At 47.6% G+C, this 18,534-nt stretch carries 19 protein-coding genes and 1 tRNA gene; 14 read left to right on the top strand and 6 right to left on the bottom strand.

What is annotated here, in order from left to right; genetic code table 11:
- The first annotated feature begins 457 nt into the window (after positions 1-457).
- The 4 genes from rpsF to rplI all read left to right on the top strand — a co-directional run bounded on the left by rpsF (position 458) and on the right by rplI (position 2,553).
- Positions 458-874 carry a 30S ribosomal protein S6 gene (gene rpsF, locus O3276_RS11420; RefSeq protein ID WP_101745436.1) on the top strand — a complete coding sequence of 139 codons (417 nt, stop codon included), beginning with the start codon at positions 458-460 and terminating at the stop codon, positions 872-874.
- An 88-nt stretch (positions 875-962) separates the two neighbouring features.
- Complete coding sequence (rpsR, locus tag O3276_RS11415) at positions 963-1,187, top strand: 30S ribosomal protein S18 (protein WP_020584246.1); 225 nt, start codon at positions 963-965, stop codon at positions 1,185-1,187.
- A gap of 21 nt (positions 1,188-1,208) precedes the next feature.
- A complete protein-coding gene (locus tag O3276_RS11410; protein WP_269675730.1) occupies positions 1,209-2,081 on the top strand; it encodes a hypothetical protein in 873 nt (290 codons plus the stop codon).
- A 25-nt stretch (positions 2,082-2,106) separates the two neighbouring features.
- Complete coding sequence (gene rplI, locus O3276_RS11405; protein ID WP_101745434.1) at positions 2,107-2,553, top strand: 50S ribosomal protein L9; 447 nt, start codon at positions 2,107-2,109, stop codon at positions 2,551-2,553.
- Between the two features lie 124 nt (positions 2,554-2,677).
- On the opposite strand, the gene O3276_RS11400 is transcribed toward rplI, so the two are convergent.
- Positions 2,678-2,986 carry a hypothetical protein gene (locus tag O3276_RS11400; RefSeq protein WP_269675729.1) on the bottom strand — a complete coding sequence of 103 codons (309 nt, stop codon included), beginning with the start codon at positions 2,984-2,986 and terminating at the stop codon, positions 2,678-2,680.
- Between the two features lie 78 nt (positions 2,987-3,064).
- Between O3276_RS11400 and O3276_RS11395 the strand changes: the two genes are divergently transcribed.
- The 6 genes from O3276_RS11395 (at position 3,065) to O3276_RS11370 (ending at position 8,618) form a co-directional block, all read left to right on the top strand.
- Entirely contained in the window at positions 3,065-3,406 is a 342-nt protein-coding gene (locus tag O3276_RS11395) for a hypothetical protein (protein WP_269675728.1), read from the top strand.
- 158 nt (positions 3,407-3,564) lie between these two features.
- A complete protein-coding gene (locus tag O3276_RS11390) occupies positions 3,565-4,221 on the top strand; it encodes a hypothetical protein (RefSeq protein ID WP_269675727.1) in 657 nt (218 codons plus the stop codon).
- A gap of 384 nt (positions 4,222-4,605) precedes the next feature.
- Complete coding sequence (locus tag O3276_RS11385) at positions 4,606-5,229, top strand: MarC family protein (protein WP_269675726.1); 624 nt, start codon at positions 4,606-4,608, stop codon at positions 5,227-5,229.
- A gap of 471 nt (positions 5,230-5,700) precedes the next feature.
- Positions 5,701-6,684, top strand: coding sequence for a hypothetical protein (locus O3276_RS11380; protein WP_269675725.1), 984 nt, complete (start codon positions 5,701-5,703; stop codon positions 6,682-6,684).
- Between the two features lie 276 nt (positions 6,685-6,960).
- Positions 6,961-7,581, top strand: a complete 621-nt coding sequence (locus tag O3276_RS11375; RefSeq protein ID WP_269675724.1) for a sugar O-acetyltransferase — start codon at positions 6,961-6,963, stop codon at positions 7,579-7,581.
- Positions 7,582-7,754: 173 nt separating this feature from the next.
- Positions 7,755-8,618 carry a DMT family transporter gene (locus O3276_RS11370; RefSeq protein ID WP_269675723.1) on the top strand — a complete coding sequence of 288 codons (864 nt, stop codon included), beginning with the start codon at positions 7,755-7,757 and terminating at the stop codon, positions 8,616-8,618.
- Between the two features lie 50 nt (positions 8,619-8,668).
- Here O3276_RS11370 and O3276_RS11365 read toward each other — a convergent pair whose 3' ends face one another.
- From O3276_RS11365 to O3276_RS11355, 3 genes are all read right to left on the bottom strand, one after another.
- Positions 8,669-10,666, bottom strand: a complete 1,998-nt coding sequence (locus O3276_RS11365) for a WD40 repeat domain-containing protein (protein ID WP_269675722.1) — start codon at positions 10,664-10,666, stop codon at positions 8,669-8,671.
- Positions 10,667-10,981: 315 nt separating this feature from the next.
- The gene (locus O3276_RS11360; RefSeq protein WP_269675721.1) at positions 10,982-11,722 is read right to left on the bottom strand and encodes an SDR family NAD(P)-dependent oxidoreductase; all 741 of its coding nucleotides are present in this window, start codon (positions 11,720-11,722) and stop codon (positions 10,982-10,984) included.
- 40 nt (positions 11,723-11,762) lie between these two features.
- Positions 11,763-12,551: an SDR family NAD(P)-dependent oxidoreductase gene (locus O3276_RS11355; protein ID WP_269675720.1), complete on the bottom strand. Its 789-nt coding sequence runs from the start codon at positions 12,549-12,551 to the stop codon at positions 11,763-11,765.
- Positions 12,552-12,658: 107 nt separating this feature from the next.
- Here O3276_RS11355 and O3276_RS11350 point away from each other — a divergent pair, with 107 nt between their 5' ends.
- From O3276_RS11350 to O3276_RS11335, 4 genes are all read left to right on the top strand, one after another.
- Complete coding sequence (locus O3276_RS11350) at positions 12,659-13,588, top strand: GlxA family transcriptional regulator (RefSeq protein ID WP_269675719.1); 930 nt, start codon at positions 12,659-12,661, stop codon at positions 13,586-13,588.
- Positions 13,589-13,820: 232 nt separating this feature from the next.
- Positions 13,821-14,426 carry a hypothetical protein gene (locus O3276_RS11345; RefSeq protein WP_269675718.1) on the top strand — a complete coding sequence of 202 codons (606 nt, stop codon included), beginning with the start codon at positions 13,821-13,823 and terminating at the stop codon, positions 14,424-14,426.
- Positions 14,427-14,521: 95 nt separating this feature from the next.
- Positions 14,522-15,097: a hypothetical protein gene (locus tag O3276_RS11340; RefSeq protein WP_269675717.1), complete on the top strand. Its 576-nt coding sequence runs from the start codon at positions 14,522-14,524 to the stop codon at positions 15,095-15,097.
- A 128-nt stretch (positions 15,098-15,225) separates the two neighbouring features.
- Positions 15,226-15,302: transfer RNA gene (locus tag O3276_RS11335), tRNA-Arg, on the top strand.
- Between the two features lie 222 nt (positions 15,303-15,524).
- Here O3276_RS11335 and O3276_RS11330 read toward each other — a convergent pair.
- The gene (locus O3276_RS11330) at positions 15,525-16,418 is read right to left on the bottom strand and encodes an ankyrin repeat domain-containing protein (RefSeq protein ID WP_442876598.1); all 894 of its coding nucleotides are present in this window, start codon (positions 16,416-16,418) and stop codon (positions 15,525-15,527) included.
- A 274-nt stretch (positions 16,419-16,692) separates the two neighbouring features.
- On the bottom strand, positions 16,693-18,528 hold the full coding sequence (locus tag O3276_RS11325) for an ABC transporter ATP-binding protein (protein WP_269675715.1): 1,836 nt from the start codon (positions 18,526-18,528) through the stop codon (positions 16,693-16,695).
- Between the last annotated feature and the right edge of the window lie 6 nt (positions 18,529-18,534).

The raw sequence follows: 18,534 nt of genomic DNA, 5'->3' as shown, positions 1-18,534 counted from the left end.
TAACTTATTGTTTCATATTGCCCTTTTAATGCGTTAAATCAGTGTTAGCCAAATGGGATGGGTATGTTACCAGCTTTTGCTGATTACCGTGGACTTCCTGTTTATTTACACCAAATCTGCCCGAATACCTGGCGGATTGATGGTTTAATGACAGACCTGAAGTGGTAAATCACCACGTCGATACCGGATATTACCAGCCCGGCTCTCTTGCAACCAACGCAACAAATCTCTAGAATTCCCGCTCTTTGTATGCTCCGGCCAATCTGTCCGGCGTATATTTCATTCTCAGTGGGGCTTTTCTGGTCAAGAGTCGATCAAGAGGGTTCTCCATTGTGAATGTAATAACCGGTGAGCGCCTGCGCTCACACTCTCCTTGCCTTACTGCTTTATAGAATCTTTTCGACGGTTGTCGGAGGTAAAAATTGCAGGAGGCTATTTAACCCGTAAGGAGCAAATAATGCGTCATTACGAAATCGTTTTCCTGGTCCACCCTGACCAGAGCGAGCAAGTACCTGCCATGGTTGAGCGCTACACTCGCGCGATCACCGAAAATGGTGGCAAGGTACACCGTCTTGAAGACTGGGGCCGTCGTCAGCTGGCTTACCCAATCAACAAGATCCACAAGGCTCACTACGTTCTGATGAACATTGAGTGTGGTAACGAAACTCTGGATGAGCTGACGGAAAACTTCCGCTACAACGACGCGGTTATCCGTAACATGGTCATTCGTCGTGATGAAGCCATCACTGAAGCTTCTATCATGCTGCAGTCTGAAGAAAAGCGTGATCGTCGTGACGATCGTCGTGAAGACCGCCGTGAAGAACGTGCCTCTGAAGAAGCCGTTGAAGACGAAGTAGAAGAGTCTGAAGAGTAAGACCTGACGCTCAGTCGTTCACGACTGCTAAGGTTCCTGCTTTAACCTGCTCTTTACCATACCAGCATAAATTCAAGGAGGCGTTGCCATGGCACGTTTTTTCCGTCGCAGAAAGTTCTGCCGTTTTACCGCTGAAGGCGTGAAAGAGATCGATTACAAAGATCTGAACACCCTGAAAGCTTATGTTTCTGAAACCGGCAAGATCGTTCCTAGCCGTATCACCGGTACCAAGGCTCGTTACCAGCGTCAGCTGGCAACAGCGATCAAACGCGCTCGTTACGTGGCCCTGCTGCCATACACCGATCGTCACTGATTTATTCATAGGGTATAGCTGATGCGTGGACTGGCGGAACTGGTAATGCGTGGCCCGAAACAGGCAATGATCCTGGCCACTGTGTTTGCCTGTATTCCCATGCTGTTCTGGGTGAGCGCAGCCATCATTTCACTGGTAGTGCTACGTCGTGGTACCAGTGAAGGGCTGAAAATACTCACCTGGGCGGTGCTGCCGGGTATTGCCTGGGCAGCCATGGGACAGTTCTCCACGATCATCGGTTTGACAACTACCGTGGCTTTGGCCCTGGTATTACGCCAAACGGTTTCCTGGCAAAAAACACTACTGGCGCTGCTGCCAGCCGGAGCTTTCATCGCTCTGGTCATGGCGCAGCTGGCTCCACAGCAAATCGCCCTGATCAGCGAACTGGTCATGACACTGGTGCGTGACTACGTTCAGCAGGCAGGGCAGAGTACGGACGACTTAGTAGCGAGCATTGGGCCGTTGGTAGAATACGGGGTTATCGGTGTGATTACCTGGTTTAACCTGGTGATCTGCATCCTCGGGTTGGTGCTGGCCAGATCCTGGCAGGCACAGCTTTTTAACCCGGGTGGATTCCGTGAAGAGTTTCACCAGATCCGCCTGCCGTTCCCGGTGGCCATGGGGCTTCTGGCATTTACCCTGGTGGGAGCAACCTTTGTTCCTTACCTGCTGGTGCTGGTTCCTGCAGCAACGCTGCCATTGCTGGTGGCGGGGCTTGCCATGATCCACGGCCTGGTGGGGATGCGACAACTGGGCAGCTTCTGGTTGGTAGGGTTTTACATCCTGTTGATTTTTGTCACGCAACTGGCGTACCCAGTCATTGTTTTAACTGCATGTCTGGACAGTCTTTTTGATTTTCGCGCCCGCGCGAATAACCGACTGCATCAGGGATGACAGGTACTAGATAGAGGCTAGCGAAATGGAAGTAATCCTGCTCGAAAAAATTGCCAAGCTTGGTAAGCTGGGCGACAAGGTCACCGTTAAGAACGGTTATGGCCGTAACTTTCTGATTCCTTTTGGTAAGGCTCTGCCTGCCACTGAAGCGAATCTGGCGACTTTCGAAGCTCGTCGTGCCGAGCTTGAGAGCGCAGCTAACGAACAACTGAGCAGTGCTCAGAAGCGCGCTGCAGAAATGGCTGAAATCGAACTGACCCTGACCGCCAAAGCAGGCGACGAAGGCAAACTGTTCGGTTCTATCGGTCCTCGTGACCTGGCGGAAGCCATCACTTCTGCCGGTGTTGCTGTTGCCAAGAGCGAAATCCGTCTGCCAGAAGGCCCAATCCGTGCTGTTGGTGAGTACGACGTTGGCATCCAGCTGCATTCTGATGTTGCGGCAACGATCAAGGTGTTCATCGAAGCTGAATAATCAGTTTGGTTAACAGATAGATTAAAAACCGGAACTCTAACGGGTCTCCGGTTTTTTTTAACCCGGTTTATGGCAATTCATCGGTTGTTTTTCCTTTCTACCAAGAGAAGAGCTTGACCTGAGATTAACCGTCGAGCGTTGCAATAAGTTGCTCAAAAAATTCTGGACAGTGAGTCCTTATCTCTTTCACGTCCAGTGCTGCTGATGTTAACGGATGGATGGGGTGTCTATTAACCCATTTAAACAGCAGGTCATGCTCAAAATAGACGGTCTGTGGCCCACCCTGGTTCTGCTTTTTGTCGATTGCTGCCGGCCATGAAATTAAATTTCCGCCAATGGGGCAATGATAGGCTGATGACTCGTTATCTCCCGACTCGCTCAGAAGGTCTTTTGCCAACCTCAATTGCCCGGACCACTCAACAAGTTCTTTCATCCTTTGTGGTGATGGGGATTCTCCGGCTGCCAGAAGGTAACGGATGAGGTTCCAGCCAGGATCACAGGAGACAGGAATGTGATCTGTCGTGTTATTGTGCCTCTATCAAAGAATAAAGCGCTTGCTGAAAAATTGATCTCGCTGGTCTCGAAAGAAGCTGCAAAGATTCCGGATTTTCGACCAAAAAACAACCATGCGAAAATCTCTCTGCATGATGCCGTCATGTGCGGTCTTGCTGTCATGCATCTGAAATATCCATCGTTGCTTAAGTTTGACCAGGACTGCCTGAATGATGCTGATAAGCTCCATAACCTGAAATCCCTTTATGGTGTTGAGCAAGTTCCCAGTGATTCGCGCCTTCGTGAACTGCTTGACCCCATTGAGACCCGCTATTTTCGGAAGTTTTTTACCATTTTGTAGATGCCTCAAAAAACGACTGTGAGCAAACAGCTCTCAAAAGACTTCTGGCGAACATTGCCAGAGAGCACCCGCACCTGAAACTGGTGCTCAACTTTGACGATTTATACTCCGATGGACCCACGATAAAGCTGGTTAAATCCTATAACTACAGCTTCATCATGGTTGCGAAGGACACCAGTCACCTATCACTTTATGAAGCAGTGGATGAGCTGGACATAGCGAACAAAGTTGTTCGCCATGGGTATACCGACGAAGATGGCTATCGACACTGGTTCCGGTTTGTCAATGGAGTTCCCATCAATAAGTCTCATAAAGAGATATTGGTCAACTACCTTGAGTACGTAGAAATCAGTCCCAAAGGAAAGAAATACACCAACACCTGGGTTACTGATATTTACATTACCCTTGAAAACGTGACCAAAGTCATGCGAGGAGCACGCGCCAAGTGGAAAATTGAGAACGAAACGTTTAACACACTGAAAACACAAGGGTACAACCTGGAACACAATTACGGGCACGGAGAGATGCATCTGGCGACAAACTTTGCCAGCTTGACATTTACCGCTTTTCTCATTGATCAGATAGAGCAGCTTGCCTGCCCTCTTTTCCAAAAAGCGTTGTCGGTATCGAAATCAAAAAAATCGCTCTGGCATGGGATAAGGGGGCTGTTTGACTGGTTTATTATCGACTCATGGACGGAACTGTTAACAGCAATAACTGTGGGTAAGAGTATCAGCCTGAAAACGCTTATGGTGGATACAACTGAGCCTCTCAATATTCTTGTGTTTTCAGTGTTCTGTGTGTCTACAAAGTAATCAGGAACTCTGTCTTCATACGGAGTGGGGTATTTCATCCGTAAATCTTATGCTTGAATAATACAATGTTATACGACTTAAGACATATGATTGTCGGGAATTGCTGACTATGTTGGCACAGGGAGACAGGAACAGTGCAAGACCATAGCGAACCTGACCAATGACATGAGAACGAGTTTCTGAGAGTCCTGAACTGCGACCAGAGGGTGGCAGTCTCTAAACCAAAAATTTCAGCAGACGTCTACTGCACCGATGAATTTAGCGTCAACTCACTGCATAACCGACAATTTCAACAGTCACATAACAATATTTGTCTATATTATTCCTGATGGTGTTTCTGATTGAATAGCATAGTTCTTTTTCTCCGAAATATTGCTGGAGCAAATGATGGACAAAGATTTTTATACACATGCCGTGTCTGTTTTCTTGGGGTTTTTTGCAATTATGAATCCAATAGCAAATACAGCAGCTTTTAATGGTTTGGTAGGAAACAGTGACAGTAGTGAGAGATTTAAAATTGCAGCAAAATCTCTCATAATAACTTTCGGTATAGTTTTACTTTTTTCCGTTTTAGGTAAAGGTATTTTTCATGTTTTCGGAATTACACTTCCAGCATTAAGAATTTCGGGAGGCATTCTTGTTTTTCTTGTTGGTTACCACATGCTGAATGGTAACGCTTCAAGTTTACAGTCCAGTCATAAAAGTAATCTCGAAAATATTGCAGTTTCACCTTTAGCAGTACCTTTGCTTGCAGGGCCGGGAACCATTGCAACAGCTATGAATTATTCTGCATCTGGTGAGTTAACCAGAGTTTTGATGACCATTTCCATTTTTGCTCTTTTGTGCCTGATCACTTTCTTTTGCTTTATATTCAGCTCCAGGATAATGGCACTGATTGGAAAAGGTGGGCTTGATATTGTTACGCGATTAATGGGATTAATTTTGACAGTCATTGGTGTTCAAATGTTGATAGCGGGTGTTTTGGAAATTGTAAGCCATCTGACGTAATGTCTAAATTACAGAGTTTTTGACAGTAGCTATATTGCTTAAAGGTTGAAAATAAATTACTAAACTTCGTTAGCCAGACGCATTGTAGTGCTAGAGAAGCTTAGACCCACAAAGCCGTTTAAAGAAAACACAGCACTGAGAGGGACTGACGGCTTTTTCAACGACTATCATGTCATTGGCTAGCAATAAACTCCAGCAGACACCTGTGGCACCACTGAAGTTGCATTAACTGTTTACAAAAATCTCTCGCAAATATGCAATATGCTGAGCTTCTATACGTTTCAACGGACTTTCATTATCTCTATGATTTAGAACTGCATCTTCGTATGAATCGATGCCTGTAAACAGTTTGGTTACTTCATACAAATTGAGTGAAAATGATTTTTGCCATTAAGAAATTTTGAATCTTTCCGAATTGGAGTGGTCTAATCGTACTGCCGGTAAAATCCCATAGAGTGCGAGATTGGTACTATGCAGCCGACGTATAATGATAGGAGTTGGTATTTTGATAAAAGTAACCCTATACACAAGGGAGATATTGGAAAATTAAGTAAACGCTCTTTTCGAGTGATGAAAAGAGTATCTCCTTATCCATTGAAACTTACCTACATACCTGTTTCTGATAAAGTGCGAAGACCTCTCTCCTTAAGTCTGGAAAGTGGCAAAAGTTCAACAACCAAGGCGCTTATTAAAGTACTTTCGGCCAGTCAGGTTGACTGGGGTAAAGCGTTAAAACTATTGCAAAGAGGAGGTGATCCTTTTGTCTATAGAGGAAGTGCTTTCAGGCCCAATGTGTTATTTAAGCTTATTGTTGATATTACCAATACGCCAAAAATTGAAGCAAAAAAAAATTTAAATTCAAAAGAGCGGGAAGAGTTCATTGCAGTGCTTCTGAAAAGAGAAGGAGTTGAATCTACATTGCTGGAATTTGATGCGACACCTTTTGTAAATACGCCATTTACTGCAGCAATTGCAGCCAGAGATAAAACTTTATCAAGAGCTTTATTAAATTATCTCAAAGAAAAAAGCCATGAATTATTGATTACACCAAATCAAAAAATAATGTCAGGACAGTTTGGAAAAAATACCCCCCTGGTATTAGCAATTAAAACAAACAATGAAGAGCTGGCTTTGGATTTATTACCTTTTTATACCAATGAGTTACTGCGCCAGCGCATAACATGGGCAAACAGTAATGCTCTTGAACTGGCTCATTTAGCAAGATTCAATCGTCTGCTTCCCGTCATGGTGGCAACAGCTCAGGGTCTTACAATGGATGAAGCTGCTCATTTTCAATCATTGTATGATGGATGTCCGCGTGGGAAGAATATATGGCATGATTTATATGAATCAGATATGTTCCTTAATGATGAAGGGGATTTTATTGAGGATAGAGAGAGAGTTTCAAATCCTGTCCTCTACCATACTTCACAATATATTCATAAGTCTGTTTAACATGACTGGTGAGGTAGTCATGAAAATTTTATTTTTCTATTGCATTTTTTATCGGATTATCTCAATCATTTCTCACCTTGTTTACCGCGTATAGTTGTACCAACAGAGTCTATTCAACCATGCCAACGTCTGATACAGTAGCGTCAAGTGATGCCTTGAAATATTGATCGTAAGTGTTAATTACTAGATGCTTGACTTTTGATTGTTAAATCAGATGAAAGCTCTCGATGGGGAAAAACAGGTTTTCTATAAACAGTGAGTTGGAGAAGTATTCACATGTCTCTCGATGAAATTAAGAGCAAAATGCACAGCGGTAAAATATATTTTGCAGATGATCAAGCCCTTGTTGACGAGCAAGCGCAATGTCTGGAAACTCTTTATGATTATAATCATACCCGGCCTTCTGAAAGCAAAAAGAGAGAGCAAATTCTTTTGAGTTTTTTTGCTGAAATGGGAGAGAACTGCTACATCGAGCCACCATTAAGAGCAAACTGGGGTAAGCATACTCATTTTGGAAAGCACGTTTATGCAAACTTCAATTTAACGCTTGTTGATGATACGTATATTTATATTGGTGATCATGTCATGATTGCTCCTAATGTTACCATTGCCACTGCCGGGCATCCGATTGAGCCGGGACTGCGGAAAAAAGCAGGTCAATTTAATATACCAGTAACCATCAAAAATAATGTTTGGATCGGTGCAAACTCTGTAGTCTTGCCGGGGGTTACCATTGGTGAAAACTCAGTCATCGGGGCCGGAAGCGTTGTAACCAAAGATATTCCTGCAAATGTTGTTGCGGTGGGAAATCCTTGCCGGGTATTACGAGAAATCGGTCAAAAAGATAAAGAGTTTTATTACAAAGACTTAAGGTTTGGTTCAGAAGTCGGGCAGTAAAAATCCGAAAAACTGTTTCAATAGCCTTAAGTCCGACAGTCTCCTGGTCTGCAAGCCATGGGGAAAATTGCATAACATCTGTTGTGTATCTGACGTTGTGTCCGGGATGCCTTCGGCGTCCCGTAACCCAGGTGTTATGTTTTTACCCAACTCATTAAATATTTAATTCAATAATGAAAGCCGTCATACTCACTACAATATCCCTCCTGGCTTTTGCCGGAAACTCCATTCTTTGCAGAATGGCTTTGGGTGAACAAGAAATAGATGCTGCAAGCTTTACTTCTATTCGTCTCTTGTCCGGTATCATTTCTCTGGTTGTACTCTATAAATTACTCAACCCCGGTGACAAAAAAATTGCAAAAGGCAGCTGGTATGCTTCCATCATGTTGTTTATTTATGCCGTTACCTTCTCCTATGCATACGTTATTTTAGATACCGGAATTGGCGCACTAATCCTGTTTACCTCGGTGCAAATCACTATGATTCTGGCCAATTTTATTTCAGGAGTAAAAGTTCGCTTCATTGAATGGATCGGTATCACTACCGCTTTTTCTGGCTTCATCTATTTGGTGGCACCAACCTTATCCACACCTTCCCTGAATGGTTTTATTCTGATGGCAGTCTCTGGCATTGCATGGGGGATGTATACGTTAGCGGGTAAAGAATCCACCAATCCGTTGAGTGATACAATGTGTAACTTTATTAGAACGTTGCCTTTCCTTATCGCCCTGACAGTTCTTACTATTGAATCCTCACACCTTTCCCTGAAAGGAATTATTCTTGCAGTTTTGGTCGGCGCTCTGACTTCAGGCATTGGTTATACCCTGTGGTACATGGCATTAGGCAGACTTTCAGCAGTACAAGCTGCTGTTGTGCAACTTCTGGTGCCTGTAATGGCCGCAGCAGGCGGCACATTATTTATTGATGAGGCTGTATCCATGCGATTGGTTCTATCCTCAATTATTATACTTGGTGGGATATTCACGGTGATATCCGGTAAACAATACGTTGGGAAGCCTGTGCAAACAAAAAAATAACACAAACGAGCATCTCCGGAGTCATGAGTAAAAATGATAGCACTGGGCATTCAGCAGTTCGCCCCCAAATCAGGCGTGATCTGCCAGAAAGTGAGGACCTCTTTCCCGTTGTGATATACCCTGGTTTGTAAAGAGCGGCTGCAGGAGCTGAACTCAAAATCTCTGATCTGTCCTTCTGGCCGCCATCGGTTTTTTTCCTGCCAGGTTCCGTCGCTGCTCAACCCAAGAAGCAACAGGCTGCCGTCGTCGGTTCGTGCGGCAATCAGGCAGCCTTGCCGGTTAAAGCGCGCCTCCAGGATAGACAGTTTAATAGGTTGCTTGCACCATTGGCCGCTATCTTTGTACTGATATATATCCGTACTCTCTGACTCGCTTCTGCACACCAGCGCATTGCCCCGGGGGCTGGCCTTCAGGAGGGTGCTGGAATTCAGTGCGTGTGCCCACTCCCACTGTCCTGACTCACCACGGTACCAGATACTGGCTCTTAGTTCATTGTCGTCTATGCTCAGCGACGATGCTGTCATCATAAAACACAGCAGCCGTGAGTTCATGGAAAACTTCATGTCTGGCAGGTCCCGCAGCACTTGCCCTGCTCCCTCAATATAAGCCTGATCCTCCATAACCGGCGAACAGCCGTCGTCGTCCAGGCTCCAGATGTCGAAGCCATTGATAGTGGCAACAACCAGCAGTTTGCCATCAGGGCTAAAATCAACGCTGAGCAAAAAACAGCGGTGTGGGTCACTGTGTGTTTTGGTAATGGTCACCTTGTGAGACCAGCGTTGGTTATGGTCAAGCCCGGCAACTTTGACATAAAACTCTTTTTCTTCACCCGGAATCGCCTCATCGTATATCCCGAGGTCATCAGACCATGCGGCAAAATGGCGACTATCCGGGCTGAATGCCATATCAAACTCCATATTGTCAAACAGTCGGTCATTGTCCAACGCCGCCCGACTGGCGGCAGCAGCATCGCAGCTCAGCCCAAAGTCAATTTTGTTGCTACATGACCATAAGCCATCGTCACCCCGGGTTATGAAAGAGACCTCAGCTCCGTCGAACAGGGCAAGATACTGGCTATCAGGACTAAAACGAATTTCATGGTTATCACCCCAGCTTAAAGCATTATTATGCCGCCAGTTGCCATCGGTCCCGCAACACAGGATGGCCCCTCCCGATCTGCGGTCAATGCACACCAGCGATTTGCCATCGTCGGATACGATCATTTCATTTATACGACGGCGAGCCCAGCTGTGATAAATATCGGCTCCAGTCATTTGCTGAACCTCGGACCAGTTACCGGAATCACTGCGCCTGACAACAGACAGCAAGTATTCGTGAGCACTACCACCGCGGTCGGGCACGGAAGGCAGACCGGACGACCGGCGAGAGGGGAGAAACAGAATATTGCCCCCGGGCTGGTTGTGCATGTTTATTCCCGTCGTGTAATCCATCGAATACTCCCGATGCCAGCTGCCACTGTTGTCCGGAGCCCAGATATGCATGGCTCTGGCCCGGCTGTCTTCATTGATCAGGCAGTTGTGGTTAGTGTTCAGGAAAAAAGCCGACACAATCGGCAGGAACTCCATACGCCCGGAAGCTTTCAGAGTGACTGATGGCGCATGAATCACCTGTTGACAGAAATGGTTGGTGTAATAGGCACAAAGCGCTTCTGGTCTGCACTGGACAGGGTAACAGGGACTGAAAACGGTGGGCACCGTCCTGAGGTGGTGCAGCAGTTGCTGATTACCGGTGGCCATCGCCTGATAAAAGTGCTGCTCTGCCTTTGGCAAGGATAAAAAGTACTGGTAGTACTTGTGGAGCTGGCTGACCGACATGCCACATTTATCATGCAAAACGGTACGTACCCTGCGGGACAACAACTCCAGGTTAGCCAGATCTTGAATCGATAGATAACTTAACAGGCTAGCCAGTGAATCACCCGACAATGCGCCAATAAACCGGCCAAAGCCACTGGCCGAAAACTCCATGGGACTTTGTACTTCCTGATGGACATCGCTGGTTTTGACGTGTTTGGCGATGCAATACATAGACAGACCTTCCGGCGACAACAGGAGCGTTCAGGATAGTAGAGTCTGCTGAGAATTAAACCGAAAAGAGCGCCTGTAGCGATTAAGGAGGAATCTCCTTTTATTGGTACTTCCCTGGAACTGTACCTTCGGAAGTCGGGGTGGTAGTCAACTGACGTTTTCCGGATTGTGTTGCAATCCTTGTCTTCAAGATCAACATATTGATCTTTGGGGAAACCAGGCAGGACATCTTCCTGCCAGGAATCGTCGGGTTTTATATGGCCAGGTTACTTCTCAGGTATGTCACGGCTTAACGTCACTGGATTAATGGTCACCTCAGAAATGTTCAGTATAGGGGCGAAGATCCATTTCCAGTGTCCAGGCACTACGGTGTTGCTTGTGAAGATGCCAATAGGCCCGGGCAATTTCATCAACCTGCAACATACGGTCAGTGCCTCTGTTACCTTTGAGCATCGGTAGTAATTCGACTGTTCGATCGCCATCAATAATGCCATCCACGATGACTGATGCGACATGAATGCCCCTGGGACCAAATTCACGGGCAAGGCTTTGTGCCAGCATTCGCAGGCCCGCTTTCGCCGACGCGAAAGGGGCAAAGTTTGCCTTTCCTCTCAGTGAGCCGCTGGCTCCGGTAAAAAATAGGCTTCCTCCACCATGTTCCAGCATCCTGGGCAAGGCGGCCTGTGCCAGATAAAAGGCAGAGAGCGTATGCACTTGCCAATGCTCGATAAAACGCTCAGCCGGTGTCTCAAGGAATGGAGAGGGTGTGTTCTCTCCCGCGTTTTGCACGGCGATTTGCAGTGGAGCCAGCTTTTCGGCCTCGGTAATAAAACGTGCCACATCTTCCGGTTTGGTAGCGTCGCCAACGGCGCAGGCAACCTGCAAACCTTCCTGACTGAGCTGCTCTATGGTTGTTTTCAGCTTTGCTTCTGTTCTACCTGCAATGAGAACCGGGTGGCCTTCTTTGGCAAAACGACGGGCGATGGCTGCTCCCAGCCCTTTGTAAGCACCAACGCCCAGGATCAGTGCGCTACCCTTGGAAATCTGGTTGGTCATGGATGTGCCTTCTGTTCAGAGTCTGTCGTTTAGGCTGCTTTCAGGCAATATTGTAACGTGGAGCCGGTTTGGCATTGGCCAACTTAAGCGACAGATTTCGGCGGTCGGCTTCCCAGCGGTCCCAGGCTTCGCCTTCGTGCAAACCGGGGATGGTGACTAACTCGCCGCTGTCCAGGCCAGCCAGGGCAGCATCTACTGCATCTTCTGCTGACATGGTAATGGCTGACTCTTTTTGTGCCGAATAGCCTGCCACATCCCAGAACTCAGTGGCGGTTGCACCGGGAAGTACTGACTGGATTCGTACGCCTTGAGCCGCCAGATCATTTTGCAGCGAATGACCAAAGGCAATCACGTAGGCTTTGGAAGCGCTATAAACGCCGTTCAGGATCTCTGCTGCGATACCAACAACGGAGGCAATATTGATAATGGTACCAGCGCCGCGCTCAGCAAAAGCTGGAGCCACCGTGTAACTCAGGCGTGTTAAAGCAGTAATGTTCAGTCCGATCATCGCCTCCATCTTGTCGATATCGGCATTCAGGGAAGAAGCGACTGAGCCCACGCCAGCATTGTTGATCAACATGGTGATGCTGCTATCGTCACGAAGTACCGCTTCTACCCTGGCAAGGTCACTGGCATTGTTCAGGTCTGCAGGCAATACGGTAACCTTTCTGCCAGTTTCTCCACGGATAGTTTCTGCTACCCCCTGCAACCGCTGCTCATTGCGTGCCACAAGAATCAAGTCATAACCGCGTTTGGCGAGGCGGTCGGCATAAATAGCGCCAATACCTGTTGATGCACCGGTTACTAACGCTGTTCCCAATGTACTCATGACTTATCACCTGTGTTTATTTGATTTGTTAGACAATGTAAGTATATCTTGATCTGAAGTGTCTTAAAAGTCATATATGCGTCAATTAAAGACGTATTGGGAGTGATATGCGACGTATCAGTTTTTTACTTTATCCGGGCTACTCTGTCATGGCCCTGGCCGCCACGTCGGTTTTTGAGACTGCCAACCAGGTCAAAAGAGCGATGCTATACGACGTCGAGTTTATTTCTCTCAATGGCGGCCCGGTAAACACATCATCTGGTATGAGCGTGCATAGTGGCAGCCTGCACCAACACGGGGGCGATACTCTCATCGTGGGAGGCGGTGAGCATCCGCATCCCACACCCAGCCAATTAATAGAATTTATCCGGGATGCACCTGAACGCTATCGCCGTATCGTAGCGATTTGTACGGGGACTTTTTTATTGGCAGAAGCCGGGCTACTTAATGGTCGTCAGGTTACCACGCACTGGCACAGTGCCGCTGAGCTGGGCCGACAATATCCTCAGATCAAGGTTGATGCAGACAAAATATTCGTTAAAGACGGGGCGTTTTGGACGTCGGCCGGAATGACGGCAGGTATCGATTTGTCGTTACAACTGCTGGAAGATGATCATGGCGTTGAACTGGCAAAAAATGTCGCTCGTAAACTCGTGGTTTACCATCGTCGTACAGGCGGCCAATCGCAATATTCTAACTTGCTGGAAATGTCCCCCGAATCGGATCGCATGCAGAAAGTGATCTCCTATATCCGTGAAAATTTGCCCAAAGATCTGAATGTAGAAATGTTAGCCGCTGTTGCTCACCTGAGCCCACGGCAGTTCAGTCGCAGTTTTTATCAGGAAACCGGCCAAACACCGGCTAAGGCTGTACAAAGCATCCGTGTTGAAACCGCACGCTCAATACTCGAACAAAGCCAGCATTCCATAGAAGAGGTGGCAAGACAAACCGGCTTTAGTGATCGTAATCATATGCGAAGAGCTTTCTTACGCACCTTTGGACTGCCACCACAAGCCTTGCGAAGCCAAAAGCCGTGACATCCGTTGTTAAACAATTGGAGTGTATCGCAGCAGTTGACCTTGATGGATGCTATTCGGAGCAGGAAAACAACATTGGTGTATAAAGGATTGCCAATGATGACGCGGTTTTGCTCGCTGAGCCGTCATTGTTGACTGTTATCGTATCTGACTAACCTGTTAGTGATTTATGGCAAGGCAAATTGTTAACTGGTAATCCAATTCCTAATAAAGCTCATGGAGGTAGCGTATTATGGACGCTGTAATTGTTCCTGTCAGTCTTGATCAAACAATAAACCCTATCCCTTCCACTCGTGAGGCAACGGTCAGAGCTGTAAAATGCTTTGGTCGAACTCTATGCAAGATGGCCATCGTCGTTCCTTATGTTTTGTATCACGCCTTTAGCATAGGCACTGAACACATATTTGGTGCCGGTGGCGCTGTTGTCGGTGCCGTAAGAGGTGGCACTGTCAAGCTGGCCAGAGCGGCAGGAGCAAAGCTTGGCCTGTGCGAGAGGTCAACAAAGCCTCTGAAGGAATACATCATCAAAGACTTCCATCGGGGTGCTAATATTGGCTGGCTTCCCGGTCAAATCATTGGAGCAGCTGTGGTGGCGTCCAATTTACTGCTGCTTGCGCACCCCATCACACTTGGTGTTTGTGGCGCTGTTTTTGGCACATACGCCATTGCAGAAGGAGTCCTTGCCTACAGGGAAATCAAAGCCACTGGACACTCGGATACGGAAGAATTTTCCAAAAATCTATTGAAAGGTACCCGTCAACAGGTCAGAAATTTTCATGATTTCCTTTATGGTGAACTGGATGAGGGTACTTTCAACCCTAACGATATAATTCACTAAAAAATAGTCGTTTAATGAACGCAGTTGATTCCCTGCGCTAATGCAGTTAATTCCTGCAGCAGGGACAATAATAAAATTAATGGAGGTAGTATAAAATGGATTCTGTAACCGTTCCTGTCGTTCCTAATGCAACAACAACACCCATCCCTTCAACTGGAGAGGCATTGGTAAGATCTGCAAAATGCTTTGGTCGAGTTGTATGCAAGTTGTTTATAGCTGTTCCCTACGTTTTATTTGAGTCCTTAAGCATAAGTACTGAGATCATATGTGGTGTCGGTGGTGCTGCTGTCGGTGCCGTAAGAGGTGGCTCTGTCAAGCTGGCCAGAGCGGCAGGAGCAAAGCTGGGCCTGTGCGAGAAGTCAACAAAGCCCCTGAAGGAATACGTCATCAAAGATTTCCACCGGGGTACTAATCTTGGCTGGCTTCCTGGTCAAATCGTTGGTGCGGCTGGGGTCGTAGCCTCTTTACCGGTGCTGGTAAACCCAACCATGTTGATTGCTGAGGGTATTAATTTTGGATTTTTAGGCCTGGCAACCACTGGATTTGCCTACGATGAAATAAAACGAAATGGGCATTCATGTGCTGAAGATCTTTCCAAAACTATGTTGAGCGATCTTCGCCATCAGTTTAGAGAGTTGCATGATTTCCTCTATGGTGACAAACAGCCTTGACAGTCTGCTCAGGGCTGCTGAGTTTTCCCTAAATTGGTTTGCCGAGGTCAGCCTTTCTGCCAGTGAGTTGAACGATTATTGTTGACTCCGGCAGGAATTTCAGTATGATTCGCCCTCGTTGACGCAGCGCGCTCGTAGCTCAGCTGGATAGAGTACCTGGCTACGAACCAGGCGGTCGGAGGTTCGAATCCTCCCGAGCGCGCCATATCAGAAAAGCCCATCTTGATGATGGGCTTTTTTTTGTCCGCAAAAAAGTAGCTGTTAAACTTCTGTCGTGTTGTTACGCAAGGGGTTACCAGAAGGCTGGCTCTGCCACTGACAAAAAACAGGTTTGTGACAAAGGGGTTAATCCCCGCAGAAGAGTTGCGCAAGACTTACTCTTGGAAGCAGTGACGTTGACGATGTAGTTAAACCCGGATAATTCTGATTATCGTAGTTTTTTAGTAATGTTAAAATATTCCCCATCTTTTTTTTGAGCGGCCTTTAGTTTCTCCTTGGCAGTGATCAGGGCTTGCTGGCAGGGCTCGTTGTTCAGCTGGGCAGCGAGTTTCAATGGGGTCAATCCTGGAGTCATGGTAGCCTTGATATTAGCCCCGCCATTGAGCAGGGTTTCCAAGCTGTCTACGCTGTTATTGTAGGCAGCCATGTGCAAAGCGGTGGCTCCTGAAGTCCTCGCAGCGTTGATATTAGCTCCGCTATTGAGCAGGGTTTGCAAGCAGGCTATGTTGTTCTTCCAGACAGCGGCGTGCAAAGGGGTGGAACCATCCGAAATCGGAGAGAAGTTGGGATCCGCCCCTTCATTGAGCAGGGCTTGCAGGATGTCGTTCTTGTTCTCCTGGGCAGCAAGGTACAAAGGGGTAGCGCCATTAGGCAGGGCGGCGTTGACATCTGCACCAGCATTAATCAAGGTTTGCACGCAGGTGAGATGCCCCTTTTTGGCAGCGATGTGCAGTAAATAATAAGTCATTCCTAAAATTTCAGAACTGTACTTCTTTTGAGCAATGGTTTTATCCTGCGTCAACAATTCTTGTAACGTCTCCACGTCTCCAGTTCTGCAGGCTTGAAATGGCAGATCTGCGCAATAGGGAGAGTCTTCATGAAGCAAGGCACCCGATTCTCGTACCACCGGTAACGGAAATTGCCGACAATTCGGACACGACGAGCGAGAGGTTATAGGTATTGCACGCATAGCTTTAGCGAAACAGTCCAAATGATAGCGATGCTTACACTCAGTCACGATGACGGGAGATACTTGACGCCCATAGTAGGGTTCGGCGCAGATGGGACATTCATCTTCATATGCTCTTTCCTCCAAGAGCATATCTCCTAAATACTGGCAAAGTTCGGATTGGGCTGCTGAAGAATTCATAGGTCAGTCTATTCCTATAGTGCGTTTGTAATTAGGTTACAAAAAACCGGAAAAGTTCAAACTTTCGTGTAGAAATAGAAAAACTGCTATCCTCGCTACGGGGTCGCCTGGACGGGCACTATTCTCGGTCAGCCTCCTGGTTGAGAATGCCCTCAAGCAGCCATTAAGGGACTTTCTGTTTCCGGGAAGCTGTGGGAGTGATGACTGCCTGTTTATGGCCGGGTTATCAGGCGCTGGCTGCGTTCATCATCAGGCCTGACTGCGCAGTGCTGCCCAGCTGCTCTTCAGTTTGCTGAGCCAGGTAAAGATCGCGATAGTGTCCTTCCTGTTGCAGCAGCTGTTCATGGGTGCCGCGCTGAACAATCTTGCCTTTATCCATCACCAGAATCTGGTCGGCATCCTGAATGGTGGACAGGCGGTGAGCCACGGCAATGGTGGTCCGGTTTTCCCGCAGAGTAATCAGCGCCTCTTTAATATGGTGCTCTGTCTCACCATCGATATTGGCGGTGGCTTCATCCAGCAGCAGAATTTTCGGATTCTGGGCAATGGTCCTGGCAAACGACAATAGCTGTCTTTCACCGGTGGACAGTGCTTTGCCTCCGGGTCCGGGCTTATGTTCATAGCCTTCTTCCAGCCCCCGGATAAACGGGTCTGCATGCACTTTTCTGGCCGCTGCCTGAATGTGTTCATCGGTGATCTGGCGATGGTTCAGGCTGATATTTTCGGCCATTGTGCCACTGAAAATATAAGGCTCCTGGAATACCAGACCCAACCCCTGGCGCAATGTGTCTTCCGGCAGGGTGGACAAAGGCTGGTTATCGATCAGAATCTGGCCTTCCTGGTGTTGATAGAAGCGCATCAACAGGTTGATCACCGAGCTTTTACCACTGCCACTGTGACCCACAATGGCAACAAACTGCCCCGGCTCGACGGTGAAGCTGACATTATCCAGCGCCAGATTTTTCGAGTCATAAGACAGTGTTACGTTATTGAACGCCAGTTTTCCGCTATGAATCTCCGGGCTCTGACCATTGCCCTGACCATAGTGAGTGTCTTCTGTCTTTTCGTTCAATACCTGGAACAGTCTTTCCGAGGCTACCAGAGATTGCTGCAGGCTGCTCATCTGCATGGTGATCTGCCGGAAAGGTTCAAAGAATCGCCCAAGGTAATTGATAAAGGCGTAGAGCGTACCCACTTCGACCAGAGAAAACCCGGACCGGTAGCCAAACCAGCCCACCACAACCGCCAGGGCAATACCATTGAGCAGGTGCGTGAAAGGCATCAGCAGCAGGCTGTCGATATTGATGTTCTTTTGCTTGAGCTGGCTCCACTGTTCATTGTCCCGGTCAAACTGCTGTTGCAGATGCGCTTCCTGTCCCATGGCCTGGATAATACGCATGCCATTGAGGGATTCGTTGACACGGGTATTGATGTTGGCCAGCTGGCTGCGAACTCCGTGAATGACGGGGTGGCTGATTTTCTGGTAGAGGTGAATCGCCAGCAGCATGACCGGAATCAGCAGCGCCGTCATCAACATCAGTCGGATATCCAGCAGAGCCATGGCAATAAAGATACCCACCACCCGGAAAAAGGCCTGCAGAATCGCCGGAATCACGCCCACAAACATCTGGCGCAGCACTTCCGAGTCATTGGTAATACGGGACACCAGACGGCCGGTTGGTTCGCTGTCAAAATAGTGCATGGGCAGCTTCAGCACATGGGCGAATAGCATCCGTCGAATGTCGTGCACCACCTTCAGGGCATTTTCCTGAAACATCACATTTTGTATGTATTGTAGAATGGCCGAACCCAGATAAGTACCAAACAGGGCTGCACCCATGATGGCAAGGCCCATATATTCATGAAGGGCATCATTCACTCCGGGGGCGATATGTTCATCCAGAATGATCTTCATCAGCCACGGTGCCAGCATTTCCAGGCTGGTGGCCAGCAGCAGGATCAGAAAGGCACCCAGAAACGGCCATTGATAGGGTTTGGCATAGCGAACCAGCCTGGCCAGTCCCCGGTAGCCTGATGTTTTTTTCTCGTCGTTGGCGATCACTGCATT

The sequence above is a fragment of the Endozoicomonas sp. GU-1 genome (assembly GCF_027366395.1).
In the GTDB taxonomy this organism is placed as follows: Bacteria; Pseudomonadota; Gammaproteobacteria; order Pseudomonadales; family Endozoicomonadaceae; genus Endozoicomonas.
This window is presented reverse-complemented; position numbering and strand designations above follow the sequence as displayed.